General features: G+C 58.3%; 16 protein-coding genes. All 16 read right to left on the bottom strand.

The window, feature by feature from the left end; all coding sequences use genetic code 11:
• The 16 genes from HBR94_RS15605 to HBR94_RS15530 all read right to left on the bottom strand — a co-directional run bounded on the left by HBR94_RS15605 (position 1) and on the right by HBR94_RS15530 (position 15,958).
• Complete coding sequence (locus HBR94_RS15605) at positions 1-759, bottom strand: hypothetical protein (RefSeq protein WP_170045148.1); 759 nt, start codon at positions 757-759, stop codon at positions 1-3.
• 38 nt (positions 760-797) lie between these two features.
• On the bottom strand, positions 798-1,523 hold the full coding sequence (locus HBR94_RS15600; RefSeq protein WP_170045147.1) for a hypothetical protein: 726 nt from the start codon (positions 1,521-1,523) through the stop codon (positions 798-800).
• A gap of 1 nt (position 1,524) precedes the next feature.
• Positions 1,525-1,920 (bottom strand): hypothetical protein, encoded by a 396-nt coding sequence (locus tag HBR94_RS15595; RefSeq protein ID WP_128593550.1) that lies wholly within the window; start codon positions 1,918-1,920, stop codon positions 1,525-1,527.
• A gap of 20 nt (positions 1,921-1,940) precedes the next feature.
• On the bottom strand, positions 1,941-5,816 hold the full coding sequence (locus tag HBR94_RS15590) for a DUF1983 domain-containing protein (protein ID WP_170045146.1): 3,876 nt from the start codon (positions 5,814-5,816) through the stop codon (positions 1,941-1,943).
• 59 nt (positions 5,817-5,875) lie between these two features.
• The gene (locus HBR94_RS15585) at positions 5,876-6,487 is read right to left on the bottom strand and encodes a tail assembly protein (RefSeq protein ID WP_170045170.1); all 612 of its coding nucleotides are present in this window, start codon (positions 6,485-6,487) and stop codon (positions 5,876-5,878) included.
• Positions 6,488-6,966: 479 nt separating this feature from the next.
• Complete coding sequence (locus HBR94_RS15580) at positions 6,967-8,064, bottom strand: hypothetical protein (protein ID WP_170045145.1); 1,098 nt, start codon at positions 8,062-8,064, stop codon at positions 6,967-6,969.
• A 103-nt stretch (positions 8,065-8,167) separates the two neighbouring features.
• A complete protein-coding gene (locus HBR94_RS15575; protein ID WP_170045144.1) occupies positions 8,168-8,956 on the bottom strand; it encodes a C40 family peptidase in 789 nt (262 codons plus the stop codon).
• Between the two features lie 2 nt (positions 8,957-8,958).
• Complete coding sequence (locus HBR94_RS15570) at positions 8,959-9,711, bottom strand: phage minor tail protein L (protein WP_170045143.1); 753 nt, start codon at positions 9,709-9,711, stop codon at positions 8,959-8,961.
• A gap of 11 nt (positions 9,712-9,722) precedes the next feature.
• Positions 9,723-10,061, bottom strand: coding sequence for a phage tail protein (locus HBR94_RS15565; protein WP_170045142.1), 339 nt, complete (start codon positions 10,059-10,061; stop codon positions 9,723-9,725).
• Positions 10,061-13,123, bottom strand: a complete 3,063-nt coding sequence (locus tag HBR94_RS15560) for a phage tail tape measure protein (protein ID WP_170045141.1) — start codon at positions 13,121-13,123, stop codon at positions 10,061-10,063. The genes HBR94_RS15565 and HBR94_RS15560 overlap by 1 nt, the downstream gene beginning before the upstream one ends.
• A 27-nt stretch (positions 13,124-13,150) precedes the next feature.
• On the bottom strand, positions 13,151-13,453 hold the full coding sequence (locus tag HBR94_RS15555; RefSeq protein ID WP_170045140.1) for a DUF1799 domain-containing protein: 303 nt from the start codon (positions 13,451-13,453) through the stop codon (positions 13,151-13,153).
• A 17-nt stretch (positions 13,454-13,470) separates the two neighbouring features.
• Positions 13,471-13,851 carry a phage tail assembly chaperone gene (locus HBR94_RS15550; RefSeq protein WP_032880702.1) on the bottom strand — a complete coding sequence of 127 codons (381 nt, stop codon included), beginning with the start codon at positions 13,849-13,851 and terminating at the stop codon, positions 13,471-13,473.
• 3 nt (positions 13,852-13,854) lie between these two features.
• A complete protein-coding gene (locus tag HBR94_RS15545) occupies positions 13,855-14,511 on the bottom strand; it encodes a phage tail protein (RefSeq protein WP_057959946.1) in 657 nt (218 codons plus the stop codon).
• A 72-nt stretch (positions 14,512-14,583) separates the two neighbouring features.
• On the bottom strand, positions 14,584-15,000 hold the full coding sequence (locus HBR94_RS15540) for a phage tail terminator-like protein (RefSeq protein WP_120731892.1): 417 nt from the start codon (positions 14,998-15,000) through the stop codon (positions 14,584-14,586).
• The gene (locus tag HBR94_RS15535; protein ID WP_170045139.1) at positions 14,997-15,593 is read right to left on the bottom strand and encodes a hypothetical protein; all 597 of its coding nucleotides are present in this window, start codon (positions 15,591-15,593) and stop codon (positions 14,997-14,999) included. Before HBR94_RS15535 ends, HBR94_RS15540 begins: the two co-directional genes overlap by 4 nt.
• Positions 15,590-15,958 carry a hypothetical protein gene (locus HBR94_RS15530; protein ID WP_170045138.1) on the bottom strand — a complete coding sequence of 123 codons (369 nt, stop codon included), beginning with the start codon at positions 15,956-15,958 and terminating at the stop codon, positions 15,590-15,592. The genes HBR94_RS15535 and HBR94_RS15530 overlap by 4 nt, the downstream gene beginning before the upstream one ends.
• Between the last annotated feature and the right edge of the window lie 11 nt (positions 15,959-15,969).

The raw sequence follows: 15,969 nt of genomic DNA, 5'->3' as shown, positions 1-15,969 counted from the left end.
TCAGATCGCCCTCAGCGTGTTGTCGGCCATACGAGTGGTGTTCCCGGTGTGATACACCTGCACCCAAGGGGCGAAAGCACCGAATGCAGATCGAAAGAAGAGACGGTTATCGCCGTTGTAAATCATCAGTTGGGCTCCCACCAAACCGCCCCGCCTGAGGTTGATACCAGTTGCGTTGACCGATTCTCCTGTGCCGCCAGGAGAGACAGCGTTGCCCGCGATGAACGCGCTACCAAGATTGTTATAAGCATCGTTCCAATCAGAGACGATTACGCAATCTGCGCCAACGCCAAAATCTCCGACTTTCAACACCCGGCCACCCGTGGTGTCGCTATTACCCACGGTCAAGGACGCCGTTGCAGCAGTGCCCAGCCCTAGGCCCGCGCGAGCCTCAACCTGGCTTCTGCCACCCGTACCCCCCTTGGACACCGGCACGACGTTCTCCGTCGATACGCTACCCAGGCCCGCGAGCGTTGCGCCCCACTGCTGAACAAATTGGTTCACTGCGTCGGCCAGGGCTTTGGGGTATCCGTTAACGGGCACAATCCCGTACCCGGCGCCGCCAACGGCCGGCCCACGGTATGCCGGGGAGATCGACAACGAGGCATCGCTTGCAGGGTTGATCACTTGATAGATGCCCTGGTCAGGGCCAACGAACATATCCCCGGCACGGCAGTTCGAGAACTTGGTGCCGACGCCCGTTACTGTCGGGCTCCCGTTCTGCACGCTCACAGTCCCTTCTGAAAACCAAGAAGCCATAGGTTTCTCCAGTTGAGTGCCCATATCAGCACTTGAAATTAGTTGTAGTAACGTTCTATTGGAAACTTGCAGACGGGAATACTTAGACAAAAACCATCTGAGCCCTGCCAATAAAATCGTTCTAAGTAGTGCCTCTGATTAAAGATCTGCAACACCGGAACCCCACCCTCTAAAATTGTGATGCCCGCATATTTTGAGTCGTTTGCAAACCACATTATTCCTCGATCAAGGCTCGACACGCTTATAAAGTCGTCAGTATCTACCGTTACATCGCTGTAGTAGATATCTACGAAACGTCCTCTGCCTACCGTCCAACTCTTTGAAAACTTCCCATAACGAACAACCCTATCACTGGACACAAACATGATCCGGTTTTGCGCATCGCGCACTTCAAGTCCGTATTCAGATGAGCTGCTTTGGTCGGAATATTTGCAAGACACAAACTCCATTAAATAGTCTTGCAACACGCTTCCGCCCCGAACTGCTGATGTGACATGAAAGCCGGTCCAGTTGCCGGAAGATCCTTCAATGGAGGTATACAGCCCAAGGCTGGCGTGTGATGCCGATATCGTCCTCAAAAATATTTGGGGCGGTTCCACGGTGCGAATAGGTTTGGCAAAGGTAAACTGCCCTTTGCCTTCCTTGTCAGTGTAGCGAGACTGGATTTTGAACTGCCCTCGCTCGGAGAACACCAGAACTTTGTACACGCTGCTGATGCTGACAGATCCGTGATCGTTTACAGCGACAAAACCGTAGTCATCCATATCAATTTACCTTGACCACTTCTACGACGCTCTCCACAACATTGCGCGTCCACATCTCGCGGTTTTTCCCGCCACCACCACCGTCCGGCTCGCGGTAATTGATTTGTGTGTAAATCGCAATTCTTGTCCCACCCAAGTTTGTGTAAGTCGGTAAGCCACCCCAAGTATCAGGGTAACCAGGCTGATCATACGGCGCGTAAACTTTGGGGGTGATCGTGACAAAGCAGGTGGCAGGGTCATAACCTGGCACATCCATAAGGATGTACTCGTAGTTAGACCCCCTCCCCCCACCAGTCGCGGCAGGAACTATCATCACCGCTAACTTTTGCAGGGTGAAATCTTCAATCCCCAGAGTTTGAACTTCGTTTTCATCAAAAACCCAGAAGCCATACTCCACGGTAATACCTCCAAAAGTAATTAGCTTGGCGGTGTGAGCCTGCCGTTCATTGTTCTGCGCTTGTAGTTGCCGTCATACACTGCAAGGCCATCGCTGTTGAGCAAGATAGATCCATCTTCATGCTCACTACGGAAGACGAGTTTCCCTGCCGGAACGTTGATCTCAAGTAGAGGCCGCCCTTGCGAGTCAACCGCTGGAGACCGGATGTTCATCCCTAGGATGATCTCCTGGATAAGCGCCTTGCTGATGATCGCGGTGTTGAACACAACCTGATTGTTCTGGACCACAAACATCGGGATAACTGTTCCGTCGATCTCGTTCACGACTGCAAAGCGCTGCGCGAAGATCAGGAACTCCGACTGTTCACCATCCGAACCAAACGCCAACCCGGTCACAACCTTCCGACCACCCACAATGGTTTGAGCCTTCATGGTGGTCTGGGCAGACACCTTACCGTCGAGCTGGACCACGGTCTCGCTGACGGCCTGCACTGATGCACTGGTCTGGCCGATGCTCGACTGCAGGGTTTCTGTCCTCTTGGCCAGCGCCTCAGTCGCAGTAGCCTGGACCTTCTTCTCAACCTCAAAACTGGCCGTCGCCTCCCAGGCCTTGATAGCGCCGGCAAGATCGCCGGCACCATCATCGCCGCGCACCGAAGCCCGCAGCGCCTCATTGCTGGACGCTTGAGACGTGACCTTCCCGTCGAGGTTGGTGACCTTGGTGTCGAGGCCGGTGATTGCCTGCGCATTCCCAGCGACCTTCCCTTCGGTCAACTCCAGGTCGCTTTTGAGCTGAGTCAGTTGGGTGGCTGCCGTCTGCTTGTTATTGGCCACCACCTGCTCCAGCACGGTCAGCCCGGACTGGTTTGCCCCCACCCGCGCCTCCATCGTGGTGAGTTGCCGCGCCATTGCATCGCTTTCCGTGGCCCGGGTGCGCTTCTCAATCCCGAGGTCAGCGGTCGATTGCCACCCTTTCACAGCGTCCGCCAGGTCACCCGCGCCATCACCACCACGGGCGGCCGAGCGCAGCGCCTCTACCGATGTAGCCGTGGCCACCGCCTGGCCCTCGATCTCTTCGATCATGCTGGTGACCAGTTGAACCTGCTGGGCCAGCGCGTTGGTGGTTTGCAGGATCGTGCCGATGTCCTTCCAGTACAGCGGGTTTGGCGGCGCTTCGCCGGCCGGTACCGGGCCAGTCGCCTGGTACAGGTGCCCATCCTTTTGCGTGAATGCGCCGGCGCCGTATGGCTTCGTCGGGTTGTATGGCTCTGCCCCGGTGATCTGCCCCAGCAGCCCCTCCAGCTCTGCCTTGGCCTCTTTCAGCCGTTCGTTGACCGATCCGTCGCCGTCCCCCGAAATCAGAGCGATCTCCTCTCGTAGGCTTGGATACAGCGCGCCCTTGCCGATCTTGCCAGCAAAGTACTTGTCGTACTCGGTCTGGTCCGAGCTGGCCTGGCCATTGACCGCGCCAGGGATCGGGAAGAACGGCCCGACGTTGCCGGTACGGTCCACCAGGCGCGCCCAGAAGAACAGGCTCGCACCCGCCAGCAGGCTGTGCATTTCGTGCGTGGCCTGCGGGTAGCTGAAGTCGCTCAGCTTCTTGGCGGTCTCCAGATCGGGCGACTCGCTATACCAGACCTCCGTGCGCTGGGTGTCCTCAGCACCTGGTGGAAAGCCCCACTGGATGCCGATGCCGTAGACCAGGCTGGTGGTGGTCAGGAACGCCACCGCCGGCGGCAAGCCTACCTTACCTTCCAGGTTGGTCAGGTTTGAGTTCTTCCAAATCGAAGAAATCTCAAATGCGCTCACTGAACGCACCCGGGCCAGATAGGCGCCCGAGTAGATGCCCGTAACGTCCACGCTCGTCGAGCCAGTGCGCTGCAGCTTGATCCAGTTGCCGTTGTCCTTGCGCCATTCCACGTCATATGCGACCGCGCCAGCTACGGCGGGCCAAGAGAGGTTCATGGTGCTGATAGAGATACCCTGGTCCACGGAGTCATTCGAGGAGATGCTGACGCTCGCCGGCGCCGGAACCACAGTGATCGGCACAACGCTGATTGGGCGTTCTTCCAGGCGGGCACCGGTGTCGATGTGCGCGAATTTACTTGGGTCGTACTGCACGGCCGAGATTTCAAAGACGCCGGGCTCCGGCCGGGCCACACTCACCACCCTGTACAGCGGGATGGCGAGGTCGTCGGCATCCAGCGCCCACACCAGTTCGGGCTCGGGCGCAACGGAGTAGGCAACGGTAACGGTGACCTGCCGGCCGCTGACCAACTGCACGGTGCGCCCCTCGCACTTGCCGTCAGGCAGGTTGAGGATCAATCGGTCCCCGGGTTTGGCCTGAGTATCACGGTCCAGTTTGATGACCTTGCCGTTCACCGCCGAGATGCGCCCGCCCACCGGCCGACCGGCCAGCAGTTCGTCGGCGATCGGGATCACGTAGCCAGGCAGCGGAATGCGCCCGTCGAGGCCCACTTTAAAGGTAACGGCCCGGTCCTTGGAGTTGGTGAGCAGCGCCCATTTACCGCGGCGCTGGGCCTCCGACTCGCGGTCACATGCAATAGCGCTGATTTCAAGCGGGTTATCGCCGTAGCGACGCTGCAGCTTCTGGTCAGTGACAGAAGTGACGTCGGTATCGTGGTTATTCTCACGGTTGTCGTAGCTGACCAGGGCCCGGCTATAGCGGGTACGCTCCGACGCGCTGGAATATGTGAACTTGCCATCAATAACGTTCGCGCGGGTGTAGGCGAAGTCAAAGTCCGTAGCGCGCGGCATATCCGACAGGGTGAAGACCTGGCCCTGAGCCCAGTAAGTCATGCCCCGATAGATCGCTGAGATATCACGCAGCAGCGACCACGCGTCAGCCTTGCTCTGAAGGTTGAGGTTGCAGATAAAGCGCGGCTCCATGCCACCCTTCCCATCCGGCACCTGCTGGTCGCAATACTGCGAGATGCGGTACAACTCCCACTTGTCGACCATCCACGGCTTGATGCGGCGGCCCAGGCCGAAGCGGTCGTTCGTGGTGATGCCGTAGGTGTGCCAGACGGGGTTGTCCGTCCAAGCCTCTTTGAAGGTGCCATCCCACACGCCTGTATAGCTGCGAGAGCGCGAGTCGTAGTTGCTTGGAACCTGCCATTTTCGGCCATCACACACAACAGTCACGGCGGGAATGCTGCGGAACTGCTCAGCGGAGAACTCGATGTAAAGTAGCGCGGTATTCGGGTAGCGGATCTTCGCGTCGATCACCTCCGTGAAGCCGGCAATCTGCATTGTGTCGGAGATTTTGTTGTTGTTCTGATTGATCGTCAGTCGGGTGATGCGCATGAGCCAACCGCTGGCTGCCTTAGGCAGGTCGATTCGGCGAGTTCGCTCGTACACAGTCGTGGTCTTGCCGTCGACGGCCTCGCTCAGCACCTGCTGGTAGGCGCCGCCATCGGTGGCCACTTCGACCTTGTATTCGATCCGGTAGCCATTGATATTGCCACTCGCATCCACGGACTGGAGCGCCGGCCAGGCGAAACGTACCCGCACGGCAGAAAGCTGGATGTTGCTGATCGCTCGAACCCAAGGCGTACCGCTACGTAACTCGGTGCTGATCGTCGTTTCGTTCTCGATCGACGGAATGCCCCGGATATAGGCCTGGTCCACCGCTCCGGTACGCCACTCCCACTTCACGTTCGGGAAGTTCGTGTTGCCTTGGGGGTCCTGCAACGGGGTACCGTCGAGGCGGATGTCGCGATCCGTAGGCGTGCCTTCAAACTCGCCCTCGCCTACAGCAATCAGCATCTTTGCAATGGCTACTGAGCGCAGACTGTCCGGGGCCTCAGTTGGGGTTTTAGGCTTTGCTTCACCACCCTTGGCGCCGCGGATATCAATTTTGCGTACTGCGCCCATGCTTTCCTCCAGGCAATAAAAAACCGCCTCAATGGCGGCTGCGGTACTTCACGTGCGGGCTACATTTGGTCTTCGGCGTAAATCGCTGCACTAATGATTGCCCCACCCCAAGGACGTCGTCCTGCGCACAGAGGGACCGGGTTTCCGGACGCCGTGGTGTTCTTGGCGCTACCGAAAGCATAGCCCGGCGTGTTCTCTGGCGCGGCGCTGGTCTTGAGGCCGCCGGCCTGGGGACTGAGCATTTGGATTACGCCGCCAAGTGCAAGGGAGGCCCCCATCATCATCATTCCAGAAGTAAAAGGTGTGGCTGTGCCGCCAGAGGCATAAGTCAATACCGCCCCTACCGCAAGCAAAACAACGCCCACGATTGTTTGAAGTACACCGCCACGCTTGCTCCCGCAGATGACCGGGGCAATACGAATATCTCCAGCTCCGCCGTAGCTAAGCTCTTTTTCTTTGAGGTTCTTGCTCCCGCGAAATACAGCAAACTCAATACCTCTCGACTTTGCATTTGAGATGAATCGCTCAAACCCAGGAATCTGCACACAAAGCGCTTTAATTGCCTCGGCGGGCGATCTGACGGAAAGCCGGAAAGAGCGCCCGAATTGGCGAAGTTGCCCATACAACAAGATTGTCGTCATCCGCTGATATTCGATAGCGAGTGCGGCCATAACTTTTCTCCAGATAATAAAAAACCACCCGAGGGTGGTGTGCATGCCTGATCTGGCGGTCACATGGATGTTGGCTTGATATCAAGGCCGACTTCGGTGTCACCGCCTATCCTGAATTTGCCTCAGTATGAAGGCACCCATTGATGCGATAACAGTCGCTAGCGCCAGATGCAAAAAGCCCAGCGCTAGCTGGGAGGTTGGCTACCACAAAGCAACTCGAAAGCTACTGATACCTCGAATGCTCGCACGCAGCCTTCAATCGTTGCATCACATCCGGCGCCATGGGCGCGGTTATCATTGATCTGTAGCTCATGCACTCTTGAGTTTCGTGGGGCTGCGGAACATCAACGTGACTCGACGCGCACCCCGCCAGCATCGCCACCGCCACCACTGCTATCAAAATCCGCATATCAAGACCCTGCCTTAGACAAACAAACTCTCTCCCCTCCACCATATGCAAACTAGAATCACTAGGAGCTTCACTTTATAACATTTTGGCGTTGCACATGAGAGAGCCAAATTTTTGGATGGTAAGAATCCAATGCAAGGGATGTAGCTTTCTCGCCGAAAAGTAGATCAACAGCACCAACTGCCGTCCCCGCCGCAAAACCCAAAATCGGATCAGGTATCATAGTTCCGATGGCGGTACCAAATCCAGTGGAGGATCCGAACCTGAGCCAGTTCGTCCAAGCGCTTTTAGAGGGAAGTAATTTTTCAGCATTATCATAGGCCGAGCGAACATCCAGATCGGAAGTAAGATTAGCCGCAAGCCAACTCCTCAAGTCGCCAGCCTCATCGCTCAACACAGCCTTTACGACAAGCTTAATTTCATCATCGGTTCGATGGACCGGTTTACGACCGGGTTTCTCAAAAGATGGTAAACCCTCGATTTTATGGAGATCTTTAATTACTTTTTGCGACTTCAAGTAAGCCGACTCTTCGTCAAAGATATTATTATTAAGGGTTGGAAAACAGAGTTCCAAAAGCGTAGGAAGCTCGGAGTCCATCTCCATTGCTGGAACACCCACCGCAAGTAAATCATTCATTCTTGCTACGCCGAAAATAGCACCTGTGCGGTAATAGCGTGGCATACCGACAGGATAAAAATGGCTATACTTATTATTCCCAGCAAATCGATCAAAGGAATCATCAACTTGATTCTTGGCAGGCAGCCAGTTCGAGTAGTCGGAAATTAATGGATCGAGAAAAGTTTTTTCAATCTGCTTAAATAATAATTTTCGATCGAGATGTTCTCGAAAAACCTCTTTACTCTTTACACCTTCAAGAAATTCATCTCGATCAAATCTGTTCGGCTTGTTTTTATTTGCATATTCCATTGAAAAGCCAGGGCAAAATCGCAGTCGCCCCTCACTGATCAAGGCAATTAATTGATCAGTCCCAAAAGTATCCTCCAGCTCACTTAGAGACATAGCGTCAAGTGGAACCACTACTTCATTATGTACAAGCAAGCAATCTGCAATGTACCCCAAGGAGTCAGAAATCCCGAGAGTTAGATCAGCAGCTATACCTAGTTTAGCAGGCAGGCAAAACTTTTGTACGCCTGAGTTCGCGGTCATTGAGTATCTCCTTCCATGGCTTCGGGGCTAGTATATTTATGAGCTGTAGGCATCCGATAGGCATTTTAATCATAAATTCTCTTCGGTACCTAAATCGGTTCCACTATATCGTTTCGTGCTCGACGGGTGTAAGTGGTACGCATGTATCTTTGTGCCTAAGGATCAGGCTTGTTCTGTCGAGCCATGGGCCGCCGAACACCAAAATTTCAGATGGCCGACCGTACATGTGGTGCAACATGAATGGCCCGGGCCCGAATACATTCGACTCTTCGCCAAGTAGCGTCGGGTCGGTGTCCAGATAGATCCCAGCATGGTTCGGGTGAACCGTCCGCCCAATTGACATGACGATCATGTCGCCACGCTGCGGACGGTCGACGCGCACAAAGCCGGCGGCCTCGTAGTGCTGTTCATACAGGCTGGAGTTCTCCGCGCTCTCCCACCAGCCATCGGTGCGCTGGAAGGCTTCGAACTCCAGCCCCCACTCACGCTGGTACCAATCAGCGCAGACCTGCCAGCAGTCCCAGGCGCCGTGTACGAACGGACGATTGAGCAGCGGCGTGCTGCCGCTCGGGGTGATCGTTCGCAAATCCCCCTCGGGCCACGACAAAATGTGCCAGGGCAAGGCCGTGGCCTCGCACATGGCCAGGTCATGAGGTGAGGGCCGGCTGGTGGCGTCCGGGTGCGAGTGGACAATGCCGATCACCTCACCAAGGTCTTCCGCCGCGGCGTAGTCCTCGGGATCGAGCCGAAACTCTTCGTTCGGCTCCGTGGCGGTGTTCCGGCACAGAAAATACTTCTGCTTGCGCCCGATGGCGAGCAGTAGGCCGCAACATTCTTTCGGATACTGAGCCGCCGCGTGCGCCTGGATAGCCGCAATGATGTGCTTGCGCATTGTCAGCTCCGGGCAATCAGGGAAACGGCGGGAAATCCACCGAAGGACAGTTCGTTGTTCTCGCCGAAGCGCAGCTTGCAGGACGACAAACAGCCCTTGCACTGGTCAAGCGCGGAGTCATCAGTGGGGTTGTCCTCATCGTCGAACATCGCCGCACCGGTGTAGCCACAGTCTGGCCCGCGATAGCCATTGGTCATGGCCCAGTGGCAGAGCGTCGTCATTTGCCGCCCTGGCAGACCGTGGTTGTCGATCTCGCCCGGGGAGGACAGCTCCCAGACCACCGCCTCACCGTCTTCACTGGTTTTCTGGTCGATGTACCAGATCTCCAGCGCTTCCTGCGTCGGATCAGCCGTTGGGTTCCCCTCCGGGAAGTTCGCCGCATCTAGGTACTGCACCAGCGTCTCGCGAACCGTCAGCTTGAACTTGAGCAGGTCCTCGAAAGTGAGGCATAGCGCCGTGACGCGCCCATTGACGTTGCCGGCGGCGAAAGTCGGTCGAGCGGCGGTGCCGTCGCTGCTCGAGGAAATACCCTCAATCTGAACCGGCCAGGCCGCGTACTCCTCGCCCTGCCACCAAATCGACTTGGCCGGGAGCTCCTCATCGGAATGCTCGTAGGCCAGCAGTTCTTCGGGTGTATGCGGAATAGCGTGCCCGTGAAAGCGCAGGTAATCCGCGCCGTACTCGGTCCCGTCAATTTCAAAAAGGCGAATTTCGCCGCCGGGCTCCAGTTTCTGGATGTCCGTGATCAGTGTCATGGGCGGTTATCTCAGGGGTGAAAGGTTTGCTGGAAAGTCGCGGTGATGGCGTAGACCTGGCCTCCGCGGTGCACAGGCTTGTAGCCGTTGCACTTGTAGAGGCCCAGATCCCCAAGGGGAGGCGTCCAGAGAAACGCCTTTGCCCCCTTGTGCCGATCAAGGAACGCCTTGATTAACAGAACCCGGGGCTTGGCGCCGGTGAAGGTGAGCGGCCAAGACTGGGACTGGTTGTTGAGGCCGTCCTCGACCGACTGCTCGTACCCATCCCCGAACTGCTTGGCGCGGACGCGCTGGGCGACATCCCCTTCCGCGCCCTTCTCCGTCTCCCAGATGAATCGTTCGATGGCCATCAGCGCCCCTTGATTGCTTTGTTGATGACGCCGCCTTGGCGCATGTCCTTCGTCCGCAGCTCCTGGTACTTCTGCTCGACGAACGTTGCCAGCTCTTTGCCGAATAGGTCGTAGCCAGGATCGTCAGAAGAGGACGACGCGTTGCCGTCACCATCGATGTGCACCTCGACGTTGATCTGAGTTGCACCCGCCCCGCCACCACCCATGGCCATAACACCCAGCTTCCCGCTGGAGGTTCTGGTCAGCGGCATAATTGCCTCTTCTCCTGCCTCTCCCATGACGCCGGTCTTGCCATTGGCCATACCGAAGGCCGTTGGCGTACTGACAATGGAGTTGGTGAACGCACCGCCGTCGGCGAACATCTGCACACCGCTCGACCACGCGCCGCCCTTGGCTTGCGGGAAGTAGGTGCTGGAGTATCCGGCAGATGATGCCCCGAGGTTTGACGACGTGGCACCCGCAGACCCGGCGGCCATGCCATTGCCTCCACCAGCAGCGCTACCACCGAAGTAGCTCGCTGCTGCGCCAACCAGGCTACCCAGCAAAGCCGAACTGGCCTGGCGGGTAGCGATACGCGCCATGTCCGCCAGTATCGACTTGGTGAAGTCCGCAAAGGAAAGCTTCCCAGTCATGGCGAAGTTGACGATCGAGTCCTCCATGGAGCTGAAGGCATTACCGAACAGGCTTTTTGTCTGTCCGGCAATGTTGCGCGCCGAATCCAGGTAGTTGTCCCACGCCGCAGTCGCGCCCTTGGTCCAATCGACCTGGGCATTCTCCACATCCGCATAGTTCTGCCGGATCTGGTCGGTGGCGGCCTTGTTCGCGTCTGCGAGTGCCTGCGACTTCCGTTTAAACTCTTCCTCCGACATGTTGCGCGATGGGTCGGACTTCTGGCTGGCAAGCTCCAGCGACTGCTGAGCAAACCGGTCCTGCTGGCTGTTCAACTCGCCGCTCAGCGCGTTCTGGCGATCACCCTGCCCCACGCCGAGCACTGCGCGCTGACCTGCAAGCTCCAAGGCCCTCTGTTGCTGCCCCAGCGCCTGCACGTACGAGCTGATCGCCCGCTCCTGCTTGGCAAGTCGCCCGGTCTCATTGGTAGCCAACACCTCTAGCTGGCTATCGGCATCCTTCTGCGCCTTGACCATCCCTGCGCGCGCGTCGGCTATCTTCTGGTCGAGTTGAATGCTTTGCGCTGCCGATGTGGTTTTCTTGCCCTTGGCGGCTTCCAGCGCCGCAATTTCGGCCTCGTACGCTGCCGTGGTCTGGTCGAGCTGATTGCCGATCAGCGCCTGGCGCCGCAGCAGGTAATCAGCCTCTGAAAGCAGGCCGGCCTTCTGCGCCGCGTCCAGTTCCTTCTGGTAGTTTTTGTAGGTGTTGGTGATGGCAGCCAGGTCGTTCTTGGCGCTGTTGAAGCTGGTCAGATCGACCTGACTGCCGGGCGCTTTGGGGTCTTTGAACTTGGCGTTGATGTTCGCTATGTTCTTATCGACAGCGTCCTGCTGTAGGCGCGGATCGTTTGGCGAAACCTTGCGGATATCAGCCAGTTGCTGCTTGTAGTCCTCAAGCTCTTTGGTCCGCTTTTGCTCATTGGTCAACGACGACTTGGTCAGCGCGTCAACTTTGGTCATGGCAGTAACGGCCGCACCCTGTGCCTTGGCCTGCTCGCCCTCCCACTTGGCGATATCTTCCTGGGCGGCTTTCTCATCTTCCAGCATGTTCAGGCGGTTTTGCCGGAACTCGATCAAGGCATCCTTGGACTTTTGGTTTTGGAATAGGCCATCCATGCCCTGGGCTTCAGCCAATCCAGCGCGGGCATTTTCGATGTCCGCGTTGATATCTCGGCGGCCGGCATTTTTGAGGCCATCGGCTGCCTGAGCAACCGCGTTGTAAGCCCTCTCCCAAAAACTGAGGTTCTCCAGGATCTTCGGTGTACGCTCATTGATGGCATCGGCGTACTGCTCTGTGGCCAGCTTCACCGCGCCGGCGTGATCGCCTTGCTCTTCCAGTGCCGCGATCTGCGAGTAAACCGAGGCTGTCAGGTAGTGGTATTGATCATTCAGCGCGGCAGACGCCTTGACCGGGTCGTCGGCCAGCTTCACGAACTCCGCGACCGTCTCGCTGACCGCCTTACCGGTGGCTTCCTGCATCGACACGGCAGCCTGGGTAATCCCGGTGAAGCTATCACCAGTGATCTTTCCGTTGTCCGCCAGCATCGCCAGAACGGCAGCAGCCTGGCCAGTGGTGCCCACGGTAGCGCTGACCTGCCGCGCCATGTCGCCCAACTGGCCCGCACTCACGCCGGCGTAGTTGCCAGTAAGGATCAGGGATTTGTTGTAGCGGTCCTGTTCTTCGCTGCCCTTGTCGTACGCAACGGCCAGGCCGCCCACAGCAGCAGTGGCCAACGCCAGCGGCGCCAGGATGGCGAGCAGACCAGCAGCACCAGCGCCAGCTCCGGCGCCCAACTGAGCGACGGCGCGAACGCCACTACCCCAGTCGCCAGAGGACAGCGCATTACCCAACTGCACAACGTTTTCCTGCGCCTGGCGGGTGCCGAGGCGCAGCTTGTCGAAACCGGTGGCCGTCTTTTCGAGCTTGGCGTAGTCCTTGTCGATCTTGCTCAGGGCAGTGTTGTACTGATCCTGGCTGATGCGGCCGGCGTCCAGATGCTTACCAAGCTGCTCGACCTGAGTGTCAAGCTTCGCCAGTGCGGCGCGGGCCGGGTCGATTGCGCCCAGCAGGCTGTTCAGGGCCTTCTGTTCGTCCAGGGCAGACTTGGCCAGGGCCACCTGCTGCTTGTCGAGCTGCGCGGAGATCTTCGCCGCCTCGGCCTCGCCATAGGCGCCGGTCTTGGTCAGCTTGGCAAGAGCCTCACGCTGCTTTGCCAGGTCCTGGGTAGTCTTAGCGCTGGTGGACAGCGACTTCTCCAGGGCCTGCATTTCGTTCATCAGCGAAACGGCGGACTGCTCGGCCCGGCCGCCGGCCTTCGCCATTTCATCCAGGCTCGTTTTTGCCTGGATCGCATCGGCCGAGTCGATCTTGACGCCGAGTTCTGCAATGTTCATCGACTCACCTTGAATAAGTGCCCGTGGTTACGGGCTGTTTTCCCTTTCCTCCGCCATAACGCGCAGGGCTTCACCTTCCAGCACCTGAAGGTCAGGGAAGATTTCAGCGAGTTTCTTTTTCTTGATGCCGAGGAAGCCGGCCACGTCGCGGATGCAGTTGTAGTCGAGACCGATCGCGCCGCCGGCGCCTGCTCGCCACTGGGTGGACATGCGGTTGAAAAGGAGGAAGGCAGGCCAGTTACAGGGCCAGACCTCCACCTCCTCAACCAGATCTCCCGGGGCAAGGCCGAACATCCCGATAATCGCGTCGGGCACGCTCGGCGAGTACATGGCGCGGGCGGCGTCGGTTAGTTTCCCAGGCGGGCCTGGTTATATGCGCCTTCATGGGCTTTAACGACCGCCTCGGCGGCGCCCTGGCAGGACTTCACGAATGCAACGATGTTGTCGTCGTTGTATTCGTCGTCGAAGCCCCAGCCTACTACCAGATCCTTGATCTGCTGGGTTTGCTGCTCGGTATCCACGGCCACAATTTCTGACCATGACGGTTTATCGCCCAATGCGGCCTGCGCTTTCTTCCGCTTCTCGTTCCATTCATCGAACAGAGCAGCAAGCTCGGCGCGATCCCGGTACTTGAAGGTGAACTCAACCTTCTCAGGCGCGCTGCCGACGATTGGAATCAGCACTGGAGCAGCGAAAGTGGCGTTCTGCGCGATACGGATCTTGGCCATGGGTTACACCACCGCAGTCAGGTAGCGAGTCGGCTCGGCCTGTAGCGCAAGGTTGACGGTGCGCGTCAGCAGGTTGTTACGAGACACCGCCGGCTGTTTGGAGAACGACGTGTAGGCGCCGTACAGCAGCGTGTCATTGCCCGGCAGGTTCAAACGTGCGGCCTCGACCTGCTTGCCCGCATCGGCCTTCATCAACACCTTGTTGAAGTCTTGAATCGGATCGTCGGCAAGGGTCAGTACCATGCTGGCAGCCGACTTATCGGTGGGAATCTGCTTGCCCTGGTCGTCTTCGAGGAAAACCACGTCGAGGTAGTTCTGCTCGCCACCGGAGAAGGCCACATCGGAGATTTGCGGGATCTGAACCCAGGTCAGCACCTTGCGCATGGTCCCGGCACCACCACCGACAGGGAAGGCCTGGGTGTCGGTAGTGTCGATACTTTCCAGGGTGATTGCAGTAGCAGTCGCCGCCTTCACGCGCACGACCTTGCTATCCAGCTTGCTCCAGCCGGAAGTGAGCAGGACGATGTCGCCCGCAGCCAGGGTGCCGCCGACAACGGTGGCCACGGCCTCAGCGGCGTTGGTGATGGTGGCAAACGCCAGAGCAGCTGCATAGGTTGCAGCGTGCTGGAAGGTGCCGCCATTCGGGATTTTGTAGCCCATGGGTATTTCCTCTTTGCAGATATGAAAAAACCCGCTCAATGGCGGGCTCGTGGGTTTGCCCAATGGGCGGGATCAGTTCGTGTCGGCTCGGTACAAGAACGAGACCGGGACGGTATAGGTGGAATCGCCGGTAATACCGGGGCCCTGGTCGACCGGCGACATCGTCACCACGGTGACCGGGCCCTTGGTGTCCCTGGCGTACAGCGGGAACAGATCTGTCAGTTCAGCTGCTATCGGGTTCGTCTTGGTCTTGCCGGTGCCCGCCGGCGCGATGATGCTTACTTGGAACACACCGGTGAACAGCCGGTGATCACCGCCAAGCGTGTTGCTCGCGGTGTCGCCCGGGATTGTGAAGGCTCGCAGGTAGGTCTCGCCCGCCGCCGGCGTGTAGGCCGTGTTCTCGAAGACGATCTTCAGCTTCTCCGACCTGGCAGCGCTCCAAGCGATGAGCTTGGCCTCGTAGATCGAAGCGATGATTGCGTGACTCATACCTGGTTGTTCCTTATGGCCTCCACCACGATCTGCTGAAAGCGAGCCACGGTTACCCGGACCATGCCGCCAGGGGCCTGGGTCGAATGGCCGAACTCCAGCGGGATCGCATAGGGCAAGTTGTTGATGATGTAGGCCATCTGGCCGGCGGTGAAGTCGCTCATTGCAGCGACGAGCGCGGCAGTGGTTTCGGCGCCGCTGGGGTCTACCTCGTCAAATGTGACGTTTTCGACCACGCCGAGCGAGATGTGCCAGTTGGCCCGGAACCGGCCGCCGACGTAGCCATCGGGCGCCTTGATGTCCATACCGTCGTTGAGCTTGCGGCCCCTCTTCAGCCTGCCGCCCTTGGTGAGGTTGGCCGGATCACTGCGCAATGCGCTGTTGTGATCGTCGACAGCCTTGTTGTACTGGGTCGCGACTGCGTTCTCAGCCCAGATCTCCGGGTTGCCCACGGGTGACATGCGGATCAGGCTGCTGCCGACCTCGATGATGATCTCTCGCACACTGGCGTCGATTGCTTCGCTGGTCTGGGCGGCGAACTCGGCGAGGCTCAGGGCGAAGCTGCCGGATTGGCCGGTGCCTGACCGGCTCAAGAGCGCACCTGCAGCTCATACAGGATCGGCGTGCCGGCGGGGTTGATCTCTTTCAGTGGCGGGACGATTGACCAGGTGCGGCCTTGAGCGACCACCTTGTCGAGCAGGCCCGGTACCCAGGCCAAGCCCTGCGCGGCGATCTTGAGCTTCTTGTCGCCCTGCCGGATGAGGCTGTTGTTTTGAAATTCGAGGCCGGTGAAGTCAAGGAGGATGCCCTGGGCGATTTGCTCGACGGTTGCTCCTGGCACTTCGCCGCCCTGTTCTGGGTCGTACTCTCCCTGCTCTGTCTTGCTGATGGTCACGGGCTGGCCGAACTCTGTGATCATCTCCAGAGCCATCACGGCCATTTCGTCGTAGAAGGCCATGGTGGCTCCAG

Origin of the sequence: Pseudomonas sp. WS 5412, from assembly GCF_012985615.1 — a bacterium.
GTDB classification, from domain to species: Bacteria; Pseudomonadota; Gammaproteobacteria; order Pseudomonadales; family Pseudomonadaceae; genus Aquipseudomonas; species Aquipseudomonas shahriarae.
This window is presented reverse-complemented; position numbering and strand designations above follow the sequence as displayed.

Bases quoted from the DNA above. Each gene is read 5' to 3' on its own strand.
- HBR94_RS15605 (WP_170045148.1), bottom strand. From the start codon at position 759: ATGGCTTCTTGGTTTTCAGAAGGGACTGTGAGCGTGCAGAACGGGAGC.
- HBR94_RS15600 (WP_170045147.1), bottom strand. From the start codon at position 1,523: ATGGATGACTACGGTTTTGTCGCTGTAAACGATCACGGATCTGTCAGC.
- HBR94_RS15590 (WP_170045146.1), bottom strand. From the start codon at position 5,816: ATGGGCGCAGTACGCAAAATTGATATCCGCGGCGCCAAGGGTGGTGAA.
- HBR94_RS15585 (WP_170045170.1), bottom strand. From the start codon at position 6,487: ATGGCCGCACTCGCTATCGAATATCAGCGGATGACGACAATCTTGTTG.
- HBR94_RS15580 (WP_170045145.1), bottom strand. From the start codon at position 8,064: ATGACCGCGAACTCAGGCGTACAAAAGTTTTGCCTGCCTGCTAAACTA.
- HBR94_RS15575 (WP_170045144.1), bottom strand. From the start codon at position 8,956: ATGCGCAAGCACATCATTGCGGCTATCCAGGCGCACGCGGCGGCTCAG.
- HBR94_RS15570 (WP_170045143.1), bottom strand. From the start codon at position 9,711: ATGACACTGATCACGGACATCCAGAAACTGGAGCCCGGCGGCGAAATT.
- HBR94_RS15565 (WP_170045142.1), bottom strand. From the start codon at position 10,061: ATGGCCATCGAACGATTCATCTGGGAGACGGAGAAGGGCGCGGAAGGG.
- HBR94_RS15560 (WP_170045141.1), bottom strand. From the start codon at position 13,123: ATGAACATTGCAGAACTCGGCGTCAAGATCGACTCGGCCGATGCGATC.
- HBR94_RS15555 (WP_170045140.1), bottom strand. From the start codon at position 13,453: ATGTACTCGCCGAGCGTGCCCGACGCGATTATCGGGATGTTCGGCCTT.
- HBR94_RS15550 (WP_032880702.1), bottom strand. From the start codon at position 13,851: ATGGCCAAGATCCGTATCGCGCAGAACGCCACTTTCGCTGCTCCAGTG.
- HBR94_RS15545 (WP_057959946.1), bottom strand. From the start codon at position 14,511: ATGGGCTACAAAATCCCGAATGGCGGCACCTTCCAGCACGCTGCAACC.
- HBR94_RS15540 (WP_120731892.1), bottom strand. From the start codon at position 15,000: ATGAGTCACGCAATCATCGCTTCGATCTACGAGGCCAAGCTCATCGCT.
- HBR94_RS15530 (WP_170045138.1), bottom strand. From the start codon at position 15,958: ATGGCCTTCTACGACGAAATGGCCGTGATGGCTCTGGAGATGATCACA.